Raw genomic sequence first — 16,340 nt, 5'->3', positions numbered from 1 at the left:
TGTAGGCCATCGTGTCGTCTCGTTATCGACTGAGACGATTCGAGAACCCGCTGACTCCGACCGGATGCCGTGACCGAGTATCACGGTTGATAAAGTGACCGCCCTCTCGACGTCCGCCGGGAACCACCTCTGCAACAGAAGGTGGGTGCCCTCCCCGGTGCCCCCAAGCAGGCAGACCGTCGAGTACGTCGACGAGTGGAAACTGGCGGGTCGTCTGAAGCGGTTCGGAAAACGGCGTCGCCCCGAGAGCGTCGAACGGGGAGACGAGTGGAAGGCGGCGGCGCGGGCGCGGTACTGATTACTCGAACTGTTCGAGGACTTCGAGGTCGCGGGCGGTCTTCATGAACTCCGCGAGGCGACGCTCCGCCCCGCAGTGTCCGCAGGTGAACGTCGTGTCGGCACCGGACAGGTCCGCGACCTTCTCTTCCCAGTTCTCCTCACAGTCCGGACACTGCAGTTGAACCCAGGCTTCCTGCATGGGGGAACCTCCGCGTGGCCCGGTGATATATTTTGTGCGGGTTGCCACCAGACGGCAACGGGGCGTTCGGTTTTAGGATTGCCTAAAGATAGGAAGCTTTAACACTATTAGGCTGGCCTAAATCAGCGTATGGACCGTCGCGACTTCGTGAAGACTGGCGGCATCGCACTCGCAGGACTACTCGCTGGCTGTTCGCAGGGCAGCAGCGACACCACTGGAGACAACTCCGAGAACGAGACTGCCGGCGGGGGGACGGAGACGACCACGACGTCCGGCAACACGCCCTACTCGGTGTCCATGGAACCGATGGGCGAGGTGACGTTCGAGTCCGTCCCGGAGAAGTGGATCGCCTACGACGGCGCGTACGCCGACATGGCCGTCGCGCTGGGACAGGCCGACGGCATCACCGGCATCGGGTACGCCAGCCGGTACTACACCTACGTCTACGACGAACTGGACGGCGTGAGCGTCGACCGGTCGACGCTCAAAGAGAACGAACTCCTCGGCGACACCCTCCCCAAGGAGCCGTTCTACGCGCTGAACAACGACGTCCACCTGATGGACCCGAAGATGCTCATCAACTGGTTCGGGTGGTCCCAGAGCGACGTCGACGAGATTCGACAGAACGTCGCCCCCTTCTTCGGGAACCTCAACTTCCGCCGCGAGGACGCGTGGCACGACTACCGCTACTACACGATGTACGAGGCCTTCGAGAAGGTGGCCAACCTGTTCCAGCAGACCGAGCGCTACGAGCAGTTCAAGTCGTACCACGACGAGTTCATCGCCGACGTGCAGTCCCGACTCCCGTCGGCGAGCGAGCGTCCGAACGTCCTGTTGACCTACGCCGGGGCCGACAAGCCGGACCAGTTCTCGCCATACCGGGTCACGGACCAGGGGACCAGCAAGAAACAGTGGCACGACCTCGGCGTCGGCGACGCCCTCTCGGACACCGGTATCGACGGCCTCAGCACCTCCGACCGGGGGAAAATCGACTACGAAGCGATGCTCGACGTCGACCCGGACGTGCTGATGGTCCGCGGCCACGAACGCAAGTCCCCCGAAGAGTTCCGGAACACGGTCCTCGCGTACATGCAGGACCACGACGTGGCGAGCGAACTCACCTGCGTTCAGGAGGGCCGCGTCTACCGCGGGGGGTTCATCCATCAAGGGCCGATTCAGAACCTGTTCCTCACGGAACGTGCCGCCCAGCAACTGTTCCCCGAGAAGTTCGGTGCAGTGACGAGCGACGAGACGCTGTTCGACAGGGGTCGCGTGGCCGACATCGTAAACGGGAACTTCTGAAGGACAAAAGCACCACCAGATGACCCACGAGCCCCACGGCGAGACGGAGGCCGGTCCCGGTACTGTCGGGAGTGACACCGACGGCTGGCGGACGCTGTTCGATAGGGACCTCGGCCTGGTCGTCGCGGGGAGCGTCGTCGTCTTCCTGCTCTCGGCGGCCGTCCAGATACGCTACGGGAGCTACGCGATGACGGTCCCCGAGATGCTGAACGCCGTGTTCGACCCCGCCGTCGTCGCCTCCCCGTCGGCGCTCCCGGCGTTGTTGCTCGGCGGGGAGTTCCCCGACGTGGCGAACACGACGCTCATCGTCTGGCAGATTCGCATCCCGCGCGTCGTCGTGGGGGCCATGGTCGGTGCCAATCTCGCGGTCGCGGGGGCCATCTTTCAGGCCGTCACTCGGAACGAACTGGCGAGTCCGTACGTCCTCGGCGTCAGCGCCGGAGCGGGCCTCGCGGTGCTGGTGGTCCTCATCCTGATTCCGGCCCTGTCGGCGTACCTCCCGTTCGTCGCCGCCGCCGGCGGGACGGCCGCGTTCCTCCTCGTCTACGCCATCGCGTGGCAGAACGGAACAAGCCCCGTCCGCCTCATCCTCGCCGGCATCGTCGTGGCGACCATCGGCCAGTCGCTCCAGTCGGGACTGTTCTTCTTCGCCGGGAACACGGGCGTCGTCCAGACGGCGCTCTCGTGGCTCACCGGGTCGCTGACCGGGGCCGACTGGGCGCAGGTCAGGATGGCCCTCCCATGGACGATTCTCGCACTCGTCCTCTCGCTCGCCGGGTCTCGGCAACTGAACGTCCTCTTGCTCGGCGAACGAACCGCCGGTTCGCTCGGGATGAACGTCGAACGGGTTCGCTTCGGCCTGTCTGCGCTGGCCATCCTCGCGACGGCGGTCTCGGTCGCCGTCGCGGGACTGGTGAGTTTCGTCGGCCTCGTCGTCCCGCACCTCGTGCGGAACCTCGTCGGTAGCGACTACCGCCGTCTCGTGGTCGGGTGTGCGTTCGCCGGCCCGGCACTCGTCACCGCGGCCGACGTCGGGGCGAGGCTGGCGCTCTCACCGATTCAACTCCCCGTCGGCATCGTCACTGGTCTGCTCGGCGGGCCGTACTTCCTCTACCTGATGCGGCGCAACCTCGCCGTAGGTGACTTCTGATGCAGACGCCAGAGACCGACTCGACAGACACTGCGGAGGGCGAATCGTCGCCGGACAGCGCCGTCGTCGGACGCGACCTCTCGGTGGGGTACGCGAGCACCGACGAACCGGTCGTTACCGTCGACCGAATCGACGTACCGCGAGGCGAGATAACGGCGCTCGTCGGCCCGAACGGGAGCGGCAAGAGTACGCTTCTGAAGACGCTCGCCGCCCAACTCGGGCCAGACGAGGGCGACGTTCTGCTCGACGGCGAGGAGATACGGTCCTACGGGAAGAAAGCGCTCGCCCGACGGTTGGGACACCTCGCACAGGAGAACGACGCGCCAGAGAGCGTCACCGTCTCGGACCTCGTCGCCCACGGCCGCTACCCGTACCGCGGGTTCTTCGACTCGCTCACGGAGGCCGACCGCGAGGCCATCGACCGCGCCATCGACCTCGCCGGCGTGGACCACCTGCGGGACGACCCGGTCGGCAACCTCTCCGGCGGGCAGAAACAACTCGTCTTCATCGCCATGGTGTTGGCACAGGACACGGACGTCCTCCTCCTCGACGAACCGACGACGTTCCTCGACCTCCACCACCAGATGCGCGTACTGGAGACGGTGTCCCGCCTGAACGAGGAACGGGACGTGACCGTCGTGGTGGTGTTACACGACATCGCGCAGGCAGCGCGCTTCGCCGACTACCTCGTCGCCCTCGACGACGGGTCGGTGTACGACTGGGGGCCGCCGACGGACGTCGTGACGGAGGCGCTACTGCGCGACGTCTTCGAAGTCGAGGCCGCCGTCAGGTACACGCCGACGCCGGAAATCGTCCCGAAACACTCCCTCTGAGATTTTGAGGGCACCGTAACGAATACACCACCCCCCTGAGTGTGAGAACACATGGGAGTCGCAGTAATCGGCGCGTCGATGACGAAGTTCGGGCAGCGTGACGCCTGGATTCAGGACCTCCTCTCCCAGGCGGGCGAGGAGTGTCTGGACGACGCGGGCGTCACACCGAAGGAGGTAGAGCACCTGTACGTCTCGAACATGGCCAGCGGGGAGTTCGAGGGTCAGACGGGCGTGATGAACGCGCTGGCCCACGACCTCGGCGTGATGCCGGCGTACAGCGAACGGGTCGACCAGACCTCCTCTTCCGGCGGGGCCGGCATCTACGAGGCGTGGCAGTCGGTGGCCTCCGGTGCGAGCGAGATGACCCTCCTCGTCGGCGGCGAGAAGATGACCCACAAGACCACGGGGGAAGCGACGGACGTCATCGCCTCCATCACACACCCGGCCGAGTACAAACACGGCGTGACGCTCCCGTCGTTCGCCGGGATGACGGCCCGACACTACCTCGAACGGTTCGACGCCCCGCGCGAGTCCCTCGCGCGCGTCGCGGTGAAGAACCACGAGAACGGCGTCGACAACCCCATGGCACAGTTCCAGAAGGAGATTACCGTCGAGCAAGCGCTCGACTCGCCCATCATCGCCGACCCGCTTCGCCTCTACGACTTCTGTCCAATCACGGACGGGAGCGCCGCGATGATGTTCACGACCGAGGAGCGAGCGAAGGAGATTACAGACGAGTACGCCGCCGTCTCCGGTATCGGCGGTGCGACCGACACCCACGTCGTCCACGAACGCGACGACCCTACCGTCATGGGCGGCGTCGTCGAGTCGAGCAAAGAGGCCTACGAGATGGCCGGCCTCGGCCCCGACGACTTAGACGTGGCCGAACTGCACGACATGTTCACAATCCTCGAGTTCCTCCAGTTGGAGGGCATCGGCGTCGCCGAACAGGGGACGGCGTGGGAGATGGCGATGGACGGCACCACCGCGAAAGACGGGGCCCTCCCCATCAACACCTCGGGTGGCCTGAAGTCGAAGGGCCACCCGCTCGGTGCCAGCGGCGTCGCACAGGGCGTCGAGATTTACGAGCAACTCGTCGGCGAGGCCGGCCCCCGACAGGTCGACGCCGAGACGGCGCTCGCGTGTAACGTCGGCGGGTTCGGAAACTGTGTCATCACCACCATCATGGAGGCCGCAGAATGACCCTCGAAGCAGGCAAGTGCGCGAACGGTCACGTCTCGTACCCCACGCACCCACGGTGTCCGGAGTGTGGCGAACCGCAGGAGGAGACGCTCGACCTCTCCGACCGGACCGCAGAGGTCGTCACGTGGACGACGTCGACGGCGACGCCGCCGGGCGTCCGGCAACCGAACACGCTCGCAATCGTGGAGTTCGACGTCGGCGGGCAGGCGGTCCGCGCCCTCGGACAGGTGACGACCGACGACGTCGAGACTGGCGACGAGGTGGAACCCGTCTACGTCGAGGAACTTCGCGACCCGGAGGTCGGTCTCAAGAGCGAGAACCCGGAGAGTCAGGCGTGGGACGGTTACCGCTGGGACCCGGTGTGAACTAGGTCCTCGCCCGACAGCAGCGCCGATTCGATTCTATCGAGTCCGTCCATGACCGTACAGTGGCCACACGGCCCGACGTGCGGGTAGACGGCGACGAGTTCGTCGTCCTCCCAGTAAGCGAGACACATCACCGGAAGCGTGACGACGGCGTCGTCACCGACGAACGCGCTGTGGCGCTCGTGGCGGTCGAAGGTCGGTGCGAGCGAACAGTCGTGGGTTTCGGCCCACGCCTCCATCGCGGCGATTTCGTCGGCCTCCCGGTCGTCGACGCCGGTCGAGAGGCGATGCCAGTACGCCACCGTCACCTCGTCGACGAGGTGTCGACGGCGGAGCGAGTCGACGCGAGCGAGGACGCTCGCTTGCCGCCGTTGCGTCTCCTCGGGAACGGGCGACCGGAGGTACACGGCCACCCGAGAAGTATGAGTCATGGTATCGTACACCAATTGAGTGTCCTACGTCGGTTGCGGAGATAGCCGTATCGGTGTACGTCCAGTTCATCGTCAGTCTGCGGTGGACGCCGTGGTCGAACCCGCGGTGGGGGGCTTCTCGTCGGCTCTCAGGGTTCGGAGACACTCCGTGACGGACGTCGGCCGCCCGTCCTCCGTGAACGGTGCGACTCGCGTCAACTCGCCGTTCTCGTAGATTGCGAGACACATCGCCGGGAGGACGAGTTCCGTCCGCCGGTCGCCCGTCTCCGTACTGTAACACACTCGGGTATCAAAGAACGGTGCCAGACAGGCGTCCCGTTCGCGGGCCCAAGCGGCGAATTCGTTGTACAGGCGCCGCTCCGTGCGGTCGCCCCCATCGCCGGTCATCGGTATGCGTTTCGCCCACTCCGTCGTCTCGACGGCGTCGAACAGGCCGTCACGTTGGAGTTCGGTCAATTCGGCCTCGACGGCGGTTCGGCGCTCCCGAGACGGCCCCGGGAGGTCGGACCTGACGAACAGTTCCGCCCGACGCGTCGGTGGACACTCTGTGTTCTGCATCGGTACCTGTAGGTGCAGCTGTACAATAATAAAACATTATGTTTAATTTCTAACTTCTGTGGTGTCCGATTACGACCCGTCGTCTTCGCCGCCCTCACCGCCCTCAGGGTCGCTACCACCGTTCTCGAGGTCGTCCTTGATGGACTCTAACTCGGCGTCGACGTCGACGGGGACGTCCGTCCCCTCGAACTCGTCGTCGAGCGCGGTGGCGTCCGCGTCGGGCGCGTCGGCGAGTCGGTCCTGTAGGTCGGCGCGCAGCGAGCGCGCCTCTTCGAGCAGTTCTCGCGCCTCGGCGTCCTGCGGGCGTCCCTCGACGGCGTCCTGCAGGTCGGTGAGCGCGTCGTCGAGGCGGGCGAGCGTCGCTTTGCTCAGCGTCGTCGCCCGTCGGCGGACTTCGCTCGCACCGGACCCCGAGGAGGGCGGACGGCCCTCGGCCATGCGGAGGGCACGCCGGAGCAGTTTCAGCGCCTCGACGTTCGTCTTGAGGACGAGGATGGCCGCCGGAATCGTGACGTCGCTGGTGAACCGCAGTAGCTCCTCCGGCGTCGGTGGGCGCGGTAAGCCACGCTCCGTGGTGGGTTCCACCTCCGTCTCTAACTCCTGTAAGGTCCTGACGAGGTCCGTCAGCAGGGCGGTGATGTCGTCGCCTGAACTGGCGCTCATACCCTCCACTTGCGGGGAGAGGTACAAAAGTTCGCCGCGACGATTAGGCCAACCAAAACCCTTTTTGCTTTAGGCAGGCCTAATCGCTAGCAATGCCATCGCAGACGGACGACGTCGCGGCCGTCGAGGACGCCGACGACAGGCCAACAGTCACCGCCCACGAGAGCGTCGCCGACCGCACAGTGTTCACCGAAGACGGCAACCGAGAAGGCTGGATTGCGACCGACCTCACCGTCGAACTCTGGCGGTAGACCGGCACGGCTCTAGTCTCCGTCTCACGAGCGACTCTACCGAAAGAGGCGTCCGTCGGGGACTGTCTCCGTAGTCCGGTTCGGGGGTCCGAACTCGGGCTCTCGCTTACTCCATCGCGCCTTCGAAGACCAGCGTGTCGTCTTCGAGGTAGTGTTCGACGTGGTGGGCGTCGTCCTCGGTCTGGACGATGATTTCGCGGAGTATCTGCGCCGTGGCGTGGTCGCCGAGGTTCTCGGCGAGTTCGATGTGGTCTCGGAGCGACTCGATGACGTCGCCGTACATCTCGAGGTCGTTCTTCAGGGACGTGCGGATGTCGTAGACGTCCTGTCCCTCGTACGCCACGCTCGCGTGGTCGGCCTGTTCGGCGGGGCCGGCGACGGGGGCACCCCCGAGGGCCTGTGCGCGTTCCGCGATTTCGTCTGCGGCCTCCTCGGCGTGTGCCGCCGCCTCGCCGAGGAACAGGTGGAGGTCGCGGAACTCGGCCCCCTCGACGTTCCAGTGGTGTTTCTTCAACTGATGGTACAGCACGTACGTGTCCGCGAGGTCCTGATTCAGCGCGTCGATTATCTGCTCGGACTTCTCCTTGTCGAGACGAAGCGCGTTCTCTTCGACTTCACCGAACTGACGACGGACGTGTTCCTGCGTAGCCATAGGCGTCTTACAGTACTCTCGGATAACACTTAAAAGTTTTCTACACGGAAACCAATTTTAGGAAAACCGAAAATAGAGTTGCCTTTCCAAACATCTCTTCGGGCCGGACCGGCCGTGAAGCGTCCGAGTCACCGACCGCCGTGATGGTGGGTATCCGTCTACGACGAGCGACGTTCCACCTGCAGGTAGGCCGCTGGTTCCCGCCAGTCGTACACCGACGGAGGGAGGTTCCCGACCCCCTGTATGCCCGGGTGAGGCCTGACGACGTCGTCCTCGGCGATGTCCGGGTCGCTCTCGGCGGTTCCCTCTGATTCGCCGCCGATGACGAGCGTCTTCGCCGGCGGGACCATGTCGGCGAACAGTTCGGTGTTCTCCTCGGTCCCGACGTCGTACCCGTTCGCGTAGTAGGTCCGTGACTCGTTGACGCTCTCGGGCAACGGCACGGTGTCCAACCCGACGATGCCGTCGTTCGTGGCGACGAGCATACTGACGAACGTGAGGAACTCGGCGCTCGCGTCGGCCCTGAGCGTCATCTCCGTGTAGTACGGCAAGTCGGTCTGTCCGGGGTCGCTCTCGGGGACGAGCGGCGACTCCGCGACGGCCGCGCCGCGGATGGCGTTCGTGTCCTCGATGAGGTCCGAGAGCGGGCCGAGGTTACCGTTCTCTGCGAGTTCCCGCGTCGGTTCGTTGGCTTCGTTCCCGACGGCGAACACCTCGACCGAGGACCGATGCGCCGCGACGGCGGGCGGCGTGAACGGTTGTCCACGCGTCAGGTTCGCGACGGTGACGCGGTACCGCCGCCGCCCGTTCCGCCCCCCGTCGCTCTGTCCCAGCACCGCCGAACTCCCGACGGCGAGCCCGCCAAGCGTCGCGCCCCCGAGGGCGAGGGCTTGCCGTCTACTCAGTGTCGGCGTCTCGTCGGTCATGGCGCTGTGCATCTCCTGGCCGCTGTGGCGATTCGTCGCATGTTCTCCGCTCCGTCCCAGCCATGGGTGACAGTCGAGATTGTAATTGCGTGAGTACCACGACGCCGCCCCGTTCCGGCGAGAATACCGTCGCCCTGCCGGTCGCTACGGTCGGGTTATTCCGCCTGACTCCGCGATTCGTTCGGCGCTCCCCTCTATCGATAGCCCGGTCTTAGCTCGTCTCGCCGTCCGTCCGACCGACTACGAGCGCCGCGTGTTCGGGCGGCATCGCCGTGAGGTCCACTTCGGGGGTTCGTAACGTCTGCTCCTGATGGACCGCAGTGACAGCGACGAAGAGTCGCTCCTCGAGGTCGAGGTGGTCCCGGAACTCCTCCCAGACGGTCGTCGGCACGGCGACGATGAACCGTTCGGACGTGCGCAGGAGCACCGGGTCGTCGTACTGTTTGCGCCACTCGTAGACGAGGTTCTCGACACCCGGATTCGCCTGCATCGTCTGCTGGTGTTCCGCCAACGCCTCTCGGAGACGACGCTCGTCGATGTCGTTCTCGGCGGCCACGTCCCGGACCACCGAGTCGTCGAACGCTGTCAGCGACGCCGGACTTGTCATCGGCGAGCGTTCGTCGGCGGACGCCAAAAGCACCTCGCCTCCACCGCGACTCGTACCGTCGAACGAGCGGGCCGATACGGGCTCGAATCTACCCGATTTACCACTCATATTCCCGGTTTCCGGGAGTAGCCCGGCAGTTATTTGCCCGAGGGTACGCTACCGCCGCTTAGAGGAATGGGACGACTATCGAAGCTGTTCGCGCCGGAACGGGTCGCCGTGATTGGCGCGACCGACTCAGAGGGGTCGGTCGGGCGAGCCATCACGTCGAACCTGCTCGAATCGTTCGACGGCGAGGTTGTCGCGGTCAACCCGTACAAGGAGGAGGTGTTGGGCCTCCGCTGTTACGACACGGTCGGCGACGTCGAGGCGGCCGACGAAATCGACGTCGCCGTCGTCGTCGTTCCCCCGAACGTCGCCGTCGAGGCGATACGCGAGGCCGGAGCGGTCGGCATCGGCAACGTCGTCGTCATCACCGCGGGGTTCGGCGAGACGGGGAGCGAGGGGGCGGCCCGGGAGCGAGACCTCCGGTCGGCCGCCGAGGAGTACGACCTCAACCTCGTCGGCCCCAACAGCCTCGGCGTCATGTCGACGCCGAAGGGTCTGAACGCCACCTTCGGGAACGAGATGGCCAACGAGGGGGACATCTCCTTCATGAGCCAATCGGGGGCCTTCGTCACCGCCGTCCTCGACTGGGCCGCCGAACGAGACGTCGGCTTCAAGGACATCGTCTCGCTGGGCAACAAGGCCATCCTCGACGAGGGCGACTTCGTCGCGGAGTGGGGGGACGACCCCGACACGGAGGTCATCCTCGGGTATCTGGAGGACATCGCCGACGGCGAGGAGTTCATCCGGACGGCCCGAGAGGTCACGCAGGACACGCCCATCGTCCTCGTGAAGTCGGGTCGCACGGACGCGGGGGCCTCGGCCGCCGCCTCCCACACCGGGGCGATGGCCGGGTCCGAACGGGCCTACGAGGCCGGCCTCGAACAGGCCGGGACGCTCCGCGTCGAGTCCGTACAGGAACTGTTCGACTTCGCCCAGATTCTCTCGGGGCAACCGCTCCCCGACGGCGAGGAGATAGCTATCGTCACGAACGCCGGCGGTCCCGGCGTGATGACGACGGACGCCGTCGGTGACTCGGACCTCTCGCTCGCGGAGTTCGAGGACGGGACCCTCGACCGCCTGCGCGAGACGATGCCCGACGAGGCCAACATCTACAACCCGGTCGACATCATCGGCGACGCACCCGCCGAACGCTTCGAGATTGCGCTGGAGACGGTGCTGGCCGACGACAACGTCTCGATGGCCGTCGTCGTCGCCTGCCCGACCGCGGTGCTCTCGTTCGAGGAACTCGCCGACGTCGTCGTCGAGAAACAGCAGGAGGCGGAGATGCCAATCGCGACGACGCTGATGGGCGGGAAGTCGGTCGGGGAGGGGCAGGACGTCCTCAGCGAGGCCGGTATCCCGAACTACTTCGACCCCGCCCGCGCGGTGGAGAGCCTCGACGCGCTCCGAGACTACGGGGAGATACAGGCCCGCGAGTACGAGGAACCGACCGCCTTCGACGTGGACCGCGAGCGCGCCCGCGAGATTCTCGAATCCGCGGCCCGGCGGGACACGAACCGCCTCGGCGTCGAAGCGATGGACCTGCTCGACGCCTACGGCATCCCCACGCCGCAGGGCGGCGTCGTCTCCTCGCCGACCGAGGCGCAGGAACTCGCGGAGGAAATCGGCGACGACGTGGTGATGAAGATAGTCAGCCCGGACATCCTCCACAAGTCCGACATCGGCGGCGTCGAGGTCGGCGTCCCGCCCGAGGAGGTCTGGGACACCTACGAGGACCTCGTCGTCCGCGCGCGCAACTACCAGCAGGACGCGACCGTACTGGGCGTACAGGTACAGGAGATGGTCGACCTCGACTCGGGCACCGAGACCATCCTCGGCATGAACCGGGACCCGCAGTTCGGTCCGCTCCTGCTCTTCGGCCTCGGAGGTATTTTCGTGGAGGTCCTCGAAGACAACACTGTCAGAGTCGCTCCCGTGAGCGAACCGGAGGCCAGAGAGATGCTGGACGACATCGACTCGGCGCCGCTCCTGCGCGGCGCACGCGGCCGCGACCCCGTGGACGAGGACGCCCTCGTCGAGACGGTCCAGCGCCTCTCGCAACTCGTCACGGACTTCCCGGCCATCGTCGAACTGGACATCAACCCGCTCGTCGCGACCCCCGACGGAGTGCAGGCGGTCGACCTGCGACTAACCCTCGACCAAGAGGAACTATGACCGACTCGAACACGCTACTCGTCACGTCCACGGAGGAAGGTATCGGCAAGACGGCAATCACCCTCGCGCTCGCGAAGTCCGCACAGGACGCCGGCAACGAGGTCGGGTACATGAAGCCGAAAGGCACCCGACTGCAGAGCGCCGTCGGCAAGACCCGCGACGAGGACCCGATGCTCGCACGGGAACTGCTCGGACTGGACGCCGAAGTCCACGAGATGGAGCCAATCGTCTACTCGCCGACGTTCGTCCAGGAGGCCATCCGTGGCCGAGAGGACCCGGACGAACTCCGAGGGCGCGTCGTCGACAACTTCCAGGCCATCTCGGAGGGCAAGGACCTGATGGTCGTCGAGGGCAGCGACCGCCTCGAGACGGGCAGCATCGTCGACCTGACCGACGCCGACATCGCCGAGGCACTCGACGCGCGCGTCCTGTTGGTTTGTGGGTACGCCACCGTCGGCGACGCCGACGAAGTGCTGGCCGCCGCTCGGTCGCTCGGCGACCGTCTCGCGGGCGTCCTGTTCAACGGCGTCACCGACGCGGCGATGGACGAACTCACCGACGACGTGTTGCCCTTCCTCGAAGGGCGCGGCGTCCCTGTGTTCGGGTCGCTCCCGCGGGTACAGGAACTCGCTGGTGTCACGGTCGAAGACCTCGCCCGGAGCCTCGGTGCGGACGTCCTCACCAAGGAGGCGTCCACGGACGTCCACGTCGAGCGGTTTACGGTCGGTGCGATGGGTGGCAACAGCGCCCTCGACCAGTTCCGCCGCACCCGTGACGCGGTGATGGTCACCGGCGGGGACCGTTCGGAGGTCCAGACCGCCGCGCTCGAAGCGTCGGGCATCAAGGCGCTCCTGTTGACCGGTGGCTTCCGTCCCGCGAGTGCGGTACTCGGCCGCGCGGAGGACGAGAACGTCCCGATTCTGCTCGTGCAGTCCGACACCCGGACGACCATCGACCGCATCGAGGACGTCCTCCGTTCCGGACGGACCCGCGATACGGGCACGGTCGAACGGATGCAGACGCTCCTCGAGGACGGCGTGAACGTCGAGTCGCTGTTGGCGCTCTCCGAGTAAGCGCCGTTTCCTCTGCGGTTTCAAACCGTGATAGACGGGCCGTTGGAGATGTAGTGTCGTTATCTCCAGACGAAACGTACCTCGGTCTTTTTTGTTGTCTGACGCCAAAGCGAAAGTGGAGCCGAGAGGCTCCGTAGTGTCACACGCTCGGGGACCCCCCTCCCCGATTCGACCCCTTTGTACCGAACCACTCTGAGAGCGGCCCTACAAGCCAGTGAGAAGTGTCTCGGGGAGGTGCTCGGCCACGCCGTCGACCGCCGCCGTCGGGTCCGAGAGGTCGAGCGGCGGGACGGTCCAGACGGGCGCGTCGGTCATCGACTCCAGAACGCCGGGATTCGTCCGCTCGGCCGTCGTGTCTCCCTCGTACTCGTTGAGGACGACGCCCCGAACGGTCACGTCGCGCGCCCGCAACGCGTCGACGGTCAGACCGCTGTGGTTCAGCGTCCCGAGACCAGACCGAGCGACGACGAGGGCGGGCAGTCCGAGGTCGGCCACGAGGTCTAGCACCTCTCGTCCGTCAGCGAGGGGCACGCGCAGACCGCCGATGCCCTCGACGACGCTCACCTCGTGCGTCTTCGTCGCCGTCACCACGCCCGACCGAATCTCGCCGTAGGAGAGGTCCGCCTCTGCGACGTCGGCGGCCACTTCGGGCGCCAAGGCCGGTTCGAGGCGGCGGAGACAGGTCGCCGCGTCGTCGGTCCCGCAGGCGTCGGCGACGAAGGCGGCGTCGTCGTCCGGCGGGTAGCCCGTCTGGCAGGGCTTGATGGCGACGGCGTCGCGGCCCCGGTCACGGAGCCACCCCGTCAGACCGGCCGTGACGATAGTCTTGCCCACGCCCGTCCCGGTTCCGACGACGAACAGGCCCTCGCTCCCGTCGGCGTCCGGCCCGTCGCTCACAGCAAGCCCACCTCCTCGCCGGCCGTCTCGAAGGCGTCGAGGCACTGCGCCACCTCGGCGTCGGTGTGGGTCGCCGTCGGCGAGGCGCGGATTCTGGCCGTCCCCTCCGGCACCGTCGGCGGCCGGATGGCCGGTGCCACGATGCCGTGGTCCCGCAGTCGCTCGTCCAGTTCGAGCGCGTCGCCCCGGTCGCCGACCATCACCGGCAGGATGTGCGTCTCGCCGAGTACCTCGTATCCCATCGCCTCGAGACCGCTCCGAAGCGTCTCGACCGTCTCCCAGAGGCGGTCGGCCTGGTCCGTCTCCCGGGCGATTCGCAACGACTCGCGGGCCGCGGCCGCCGCGGGCGGGGCCAGGCCGGTCGAGAACACGAACGACCGGGCCGCGTTCGCGAGGTACTCCACCAGCGCCTCGTCGCCGGCGACGTACCCGCCCTGACTCGCCAGCGCCTTCGAGAGCGTCCCGAGTTGGACGTCGACCCGGTCGCCGAGTTCCGCTCGCTGGACGACGCCACCGCCGCGCTCCCCGAACAGGCCCGTCGCGTGTGCCTCGTCTACCATCAGCCACGCCCCGAACTCCTCGGCGGCGTCACAGATGGCGTCGAGCGGCGCGACGTCGCCGTCCATCGAGAACACGGAGTCGGTGACGACCAGCCACTGTTCGTCCGTGTCGCTTCGAGCGTCCCGCTCTGCCATCTTCTGGCGCAGGTCGGTCGCGTCGCAGTGGTCGTACACCACCGTCTCCCGCGCACCGACTCGACAGCCGTCGACGATGGACGCGTGGTTCAGTTCGTCCGAGAAGACGACGTCCGGGGCGAGGGCGTCGATGGTCCCGACGTTGGCGGCGTACCCCGAGGAGAAGACGAGGGCTCGCTCCGTCCCCTTGCAGGCGGCGAGGTCACGTTCGAGCGCCCTGTGGAGACGGGTGTCGCCGGTGACGAGACGCGAGGCGCCGGCCCCGGTTCCGACGGTCCGTGCGCCGAGTTCTGCCGCTCGCTGGACGCGCCCGTCGTCCGTCAAGCCGAGGTAGTTGTTCGCCGCGAAGACGAGCATCTCCGCTCCGAAGTCGGCCGCGCCGCGCTTCGGGTCGTCGGCGAACCGGGTGCGTCGCGCGACCCGTTCGGTCACGTCGAGGTGGCGGCGCAACTCCCGGCTGTCGCGTTCGCGGAGGCGGGCGTCGAGGTCGAACCCGTGGGTCATCGTCCGGTGGGTCGACCCAGCGCCCCTTAGCGGTTGGTGATGGACGACCGCCGGCGGCGAGACGCCGTACGCCTGTCTGTCTCTGTGACCAATCACTGGACTTACTTTTACTACGGTACCGTGCGAAACCCCAGCATGGACCGGGAGACAGCCAGCCCCTCCGTCGACGAGTTCCCCGGGGCGCGTGCCCGTGACCGTGTCGAACACCACCACGATGTGGCCGCGCAGGCCACCCACGTCTACGACTTCGTCTGGGACGTCACCGCCGACGCCCGCGGGCCGTACTGCGTCGACATCGACGGGAACGTCCTGCTCGATTTCACGTCCCACGTCGCCGGGGCACCGCTGGGATACGACAACCCGTACCTGATGGACCGCCTCGACGAGTTCGACCTCGTCGACCCCCTGAAGTTCGCGGGCCAGGACTTCTACGCGAGCACGGGCGACCTGCCCGGTCCGACGGAGTTGATGCACCGCCTCGTCGACGTCGCCCCCGAGGGTCTGGACACCGTCTTCCTCTCGAACTCCGGCGCAGAGGCCGTCGAGAACGCCATCAAGATATGTTACGACTACCGCGACGGCGCGAAGTACGGCCTCACCTTCGAGGGAGCCTTCCACGGTCGGACGCTCGGCGCTCTGTCGCTCAACCGCTCGAAGGCCGTTCACAGGCGGGACTTCCCAGAGGTGGCCGGCATCTCCTCGTTCCCGTACTGCGACGACCGGTCCTGCGACCCCGGGACCTGTCGCTGTGGCTACTTCCCCGGCGAGGGGCGCTCGCAGTTGCGGCGCGTCCTCGACGACGACGGGAGCGTGGACCCGGCGGAGGTGGCGTACGTCATCCTCGAACCCGTCCAGGGCGAGGGCGGCTATCGGATTCCGAGCGAAGCGTTCATGGACGACGTGGCCGCGGTCTGTTCGGAGTACGACGTCCCGCTGATAGCCGACGAGATTCAGTCGGGCGTCGGCCGGACCGGCGAGTGGTGGGGGTCGGACCACTACGCCATCGAACCGGACGTCCTCGCCGTGGGCAAGGCGCTCCGCGTCGGCGCCACGGTCGGCCGCGGCGACGTGTTCCCCGACGAGGAGGGCCGCCTCTCCTCGACGTGGGGGGCCGGGGACCTCCTCTCCTCGCTCGTCGGCACTCTCACGATAGACGTCATCGAGGACCGCGGGTTGCTCGACAACGCCACGGTGCGAGGCGACCACCTCGCGGCCCGCCTCGACGAGGCAGCGCTCGACGGCGTGACCGACGTGCGGAACCTCGGCCTGATGGTCGCCGTCGAGTTCGACACGCCGGACCGACGCGACGCGATGGTCGAGAACTGCCTTCGAGAGGGGCTGCTGACGCTCGCCTGCGGCACGCAGACGGTCAGACTCCTCCCGCCGCTGGACGTGCGGGAGCGCGAGATAGAACAGGGCGTCGCGGCGTTCAGACGGGCCGCGAGTCGCTGACGGCGACTCGAACCGCTCGG

Annotated in this window: 19 protein-coding genes; 10 read left to right on the top strand and 9 right to left on the bottom strand. The window is 66.8% G+C overall.

The genetic code is table 11. The features are described from left to right. The first annotated feature begins 157 nt into the window (after positions 1-157). The gene (locus tag Hhyl6_RS18575) at positions 158-298 is read left to right on the top strand and encodes a DUF8022 family protein (protein WP_483740731.1); all 141 of its coding nucleotides are present in this window, start codon (positions 158-160) and stop codon (positions 296-298) included. On the opposite strand, the gene Hhyl6_RS18570 is transcribed toward Hhyl6_RS18575, so the two are convergent. Beyond that, positions 299-478 carry a DUF7836 family putative zinc-binding protein gene (locus Hhyl6_RS18570; RefSeq protein WP_483740730.1) on the bottom strand — a complete coding sequence of 60 codons (180 nt, stop codon included), beginning with the start codon at positions 476-478 and terminating at the stop codon, positions 299-301. A 129-nt stretch (positions 479-607) separates the two neighbouring features. Between Hhyl6_RS18570 and Hhyl6_RS18565 the strand changes: the two genes are divergently transcribed. From Hhyl6_RS18565 to Hhyl6_RS18545, 5 genes are read left to right on the top strand one after another with little or no spacing between them, the layout of a single operon-like run. Continuing rightward, a complete protein-coding gene (locus tag Hhyl6_RS18565; RefSeq protein WP_483740729.1) occupies positions 608-1,780 on the top strand; it encodes an ABC transporter substrate-binding protein in 1,173 nt (390 codons plus the stop codon). Positions 1,781-1,799: 19 nt separating this feature from the next. Then, positions 1,800-2,930 carry a FecCD family ABC transporter permease gene (locus Hhyl6_RS18560; protein WP_483740728.1) on the top strand — a complete coding sequence of 377 codons (1,131 nt, stop codon included), beginning with the start codon at positions 1,800-1,802 and terminating at the stop codon, positions 2,928-2,930. Beyond that, complete coding sequence (locus tag Hhyl6_RS18555) at positions 2,930-3,763, top strand: ABC transporter ATP-binding protein (RefSeq protein WP_483740727.1); 834 nt, start codon at positions 2,930-2,932, stop codon at positions 3,761-3,763. The genes Hhyl6_RS18560 and Hhyl6_RS18555 overlap by 1 nt, the downstream gene beginning before the upstream one ends. 51 nt (positions 3,764-3,814) lie before the next feature. Beyond that, positions 3,815-4,966 carry a thiolase family protein gene (locus Hhyl6_RS18550; protein ID WP_483740726.1) on the top strand — a complete coding sequence of 384 codons (1,152 nt, stop codon included), beginning with the start codon at positions 3,815-3,817 and terminating at the stop codon, positions 4,964-4,966. After that, positions 4,963-5,331, top strand: a complete 369-nt coding sequence (locus Hhyl6_RS18545; RefSeq protein WP_483740725.1) for a Zn-ribbon domain-containing OB-fold protein — start codon at positions 4,963-4,965, stop codon at positions 5,329-5,331. The genes Hhyl6_RS18550 and Hhyl6_RS18545 overlap by 4 nt, the downstream gene beginning before the upstream one ends. On the opposite strand, the gene Hhyl6_RS18540 is transcribed toward Hhyl6_RS18545, so the two are convergent. The 3 genes from Hhyl6_RS18540 to Hhyl6_RS18530 form a co-directional block, all read right to left on the bottom strand. Next, entirely contained in the window at positions 5,310-5,762 is a 453-nt protein-coding gene (locus Hhyl6_RS18540) for an HTH domain-containing protein (RefSeq protein WP_483740724.1), read from the bottom strand. The genes Hhyl6_RS18545 and Hhyl6_RS18540 overlap by 22 nt on opposite strands. A 72-nt stretch (positions 5,763-5,834) precedes the next feature. Continuing rightward, positions 5,835-6,320 carry an HTH domain-containing protein gene (locus tag Hhyl6_RS18535; protein WP_483740723.1) on the bottom strand — a complete coding sequence of 162 codons (486 nt, stop codon included), beginning with the start codon at positions 6,318-6,320 and terminating at the stop codon, positions 5,835-5,837. 69 nt (positions 6,321-6,389) lie between these two features. Then, positions 6,390-6,983: a DUF7547 family protein gene (locus tag Hhyl6_RS18530; RefSeq protein WP_483740722.1), complete on the bottom strand. Its 594-nt coding sequence runs from the start codon at positions 6,981-6,983 to the stop codon at positions 6,390-6,392. A 92-nt stretch (positions 6,984-7,075) separates the two neighbouring features. Between Hhyl6_RS18530 and Hhyl6_RS18525 the strand changes: the two genes are divergently transcribed. Next, the gene (locus Hhyl6_RS18525) at positions 7,076-7,234 is read left to right on the top strand and encodes a hypothetical protein (protein ID WP_483740721.1); all 159 of its coding nucleotides are present in this window, start codon (positions 7,076-7,078) and stop codon (positions 7,232-7,234) included. A gap of 106 nt (positions 7,235-7,340) precedes the next feature. Here the strand turns inward: Hhyl6_RS18525 and dpsA are convergent, their stop codons facing one another. The 3 genes from dpsA to Hhyl6_RS18510 all read right to left on the bottom strand — a co-directional run bounded on the left by dpsA (position 7,341) and on the right by Hhyl6_RS18510 (position 9,419). Next, positions 7,341-7,886 (bottom strand): DNA starvation/stationary phase protection protein DpsA, encoded by a 546-nt coding sequence (dpsA, locus tag Hhyl6_RS18520; protein WP_483740720.1) that lies wholly within the window; start codon positions 7,884-7,886, stop codon positions 7,341-7,343. A gap of 158 nt (positions 7,887-8,044) precedes the next feature. Then, entirely contained in the window at positions 8,045-8,812 is a 768-nt protein-coding gene (locus tag Hhyl6_RS18515) for a spondin domain-containing protein (RefSeq protein ID WP_483740719.1), read from the bottom strand. A 211-nt stretch (positions 8,813-9,023) separates the two neighbouring features. Continuing rightward, positions 9,024-9,419, bottom strand: a complete 396-nt coding sequence (locus tag Hhyl6_RS18510) for a DUF8048 family protein (protein WP_483740718.1) — start codon at positions 9,417-9,419, stop codon at positions 9,024-9,026. A gap of 174 nt (positions 9,420-9,593) precedes the next feature. Between Hhyl6_RS18510 and acs the strand changes: the two genes are divergently transcribed. Both acs and Hhyl6_RS18500 read left to right on the top strand, forming a co-directional pair. Then, the gene (gene acs, locus Hhyl6_RS18505) at positions 9,594-11,699 is read left to right on the top strand and encodes an acetate--CoA ligase alpha subunit (protein WP_483740717.1); all 2,106 of its coding nucleotides are present in this window, start codon (positions 9,594-9,596) and stop codon (positions 11,697-11,699) included. Next, positions 11,696-12,772, top strand: coding sequence for a phosphotransacetylase family protein (locus Hhyl6_RS18500; RefSeq protein ID WP_483740716.1), 1,077 nt, complete (start codon positions 11,696-11,698; stop codon positions 12,770-12,772). The genes acs and Hhyl6_RS18500 overlap by 4 nt, the downstream gene beginning before the upstream one ends. A gap of 204 nt (positions 12,773-12,976) precedes the next feature. Here the strand turns inward: Hhyl6_RS18500 and bioD are convergent, their stop codons facing one another. Next, positions 12,977-13,669, bottom strand: a complete 693-nt coding sequence (gene bioD / locus Hhyl6_RS18495; protein ID WP_483740715.1) for a dethiobiotin synthase — start codon at positions 13,667-13,669, stop codon at positions 12,977-12,979. Beyond that, positions 13,666-14,868 (bottom strand): aminotransferase class I/II-fold pyridoxal phosphate-dependent enzyme, encoded by a 1,203-nt coding sequence (locus tag Hhyl6_RS18490; protein ID WP_483740741.1) that lies wholly within the window; start codon positions 14,866-14,868, stop codon positions 13,666-13,668. Before Hhyl6_RS18490 ends, bioD begins: the two co-directional genes overlap by 4 nt. Positions 14,869-15,003: 135 nt before the next feature. Between Hhyl6_RS18490 and Hhyl6_RS18485 the strand changes: the two genes are divergently transcribed. Beyond that, the gene (locus Hhyl6_RS18485) at positions 15,004-16,320 is read left to right on the top strand and encodes a class-III pyridoxal-phosphate-dependent aminotransferase (protein WP_483740714.1); all 1,317 of its coding nucleotides are present in this window, start codon (positions 15,004-15,006) and stop codon (positions 16,318-16,320) included. Positions 16,321-16,340: the final 20 nt, after the last annotated feature.

It is taken from the genome of Haloarcula sp. H-hyl6 (assembly GCF_056934455.1).
This window is presented reverse-complemented; position numbering and strand designations above follow the sequence as displayed.

Coding starts and splice junctions, on each gene's coding strand:
- Hhyl6_RS18535 (WP_483740723.1), bottom strand. CDS start 6,320: ATGCAGAACACAGAGTGTCCACCGACGCGTCGGGCGGAACTGTTCGTC.
- Hhyl6_RS18500 (WP_483740716.1), top strand. CDS start 11,696: ATGACCGACTCGAACACGCTACTCGTCACGTCCACGGAGGAAGGTATC.
- Hhyl6_RS18555 (WP_483740727.1), top strand. CDS start 2,930: ATGCAGACGCCAGAGACCGACTCGACAGACACTGCGGAGGGCGAATCG.
- dpsA (WP_483740720.1), bottom strand. CDS start 7,886: ATGGCTACGCAGGAACACGTCCGTCGTCAGTTCGGTGAAGTCGAAGAG.
- Hhyl6_RS18490 (WP_483740741.1), bottom strand. CDS start 14,868: ATGACCCACGGGTTCGACCTCGACGCCCGCCTCCGCGAACGCGACAGC.
- Hhyl6_RS18540 (WP_483740724.1), bottom strand. CDS start 5,762: ATGACTCATACTTCTCGGGTGGCCGTGTACCTCCGGTCGCCCGTTCCC.
- Hhyl6_RS18510 (WP_483740718.1), bottom strand. CDS start 9,419: ATGACAAGTCCGGCGTCGCTGACAGCGTTCGACGACTCGGTGGTCCGG.
- Hhyl6_RS18545 (WP_483740725.1), top strand. CDS start 4,963: ATGACCCTCGAAGCAGGCAAGTGCGCGAACGGTCACGTCTCGTACCCC.
- Hhyl6_RS18560 (WP_483740728.1), top strand. CDS start 1,800: ATGACCCACGAGCCCCACGGCGAGACGGAGGCCGGTCCCGGTACTGTC.
- Hhyl6_RS18485 (WP_483740714.1), top strand. CDS start 15,004: ATGGACCGGGAGACAGCCAGCCCCTCCGTCGACGAGTTCCCCGGGGCG.
- Hhyl6_RS18525 (WP_483740721.1), top strand. CDS start 7,076: ATGCCATCGCAGACGGACGACGTCGCGGCCGTCGAGGACGCCGACGAC.
- Hhyl6_RS18570 (WP_483740730.1), bottom strand. CDS start 478: ATGCAGGAAGCCTGGGTTCAACTGCAGTGTCCGGACTGTGAGGAGAAC.
- acs (WP_483740717.1), top strand. CDS start 9,594: ATGGGACGACTATCGAAGCTGTTCGCGCCGGAACGGGTCGCCGTGATT.
- Hhyl6_RS18565 (WP_483740729.1), top strand. CDS start 608: ATGGACCGTCGCGACTTCGTGAAGACTGGCGGCATCGCACTCGCAGGA.
- Hhyl6_RS18550 (WP_483740726.1), top strand. CDS start 3,815: ATGGGAGTCGCAGTAATCGGCGCGTCGATGACGAAGTTCGGGCAGCGT.
- Hhyl6_RS18530 (WP_483740722.1), bottom strand. CDS start 6,983: ATGAGCGCCAGTTCAGGCGACGACATCACCGCCCTGCTGACGGACCTC.
- Hhyl6_RS18515 (WP_483740719.1), bottom strand. CDS start 8,812: ATGACCGACGAGACGCCGACACTGAGTAGACGGCAAGCCCTCGCCCTC.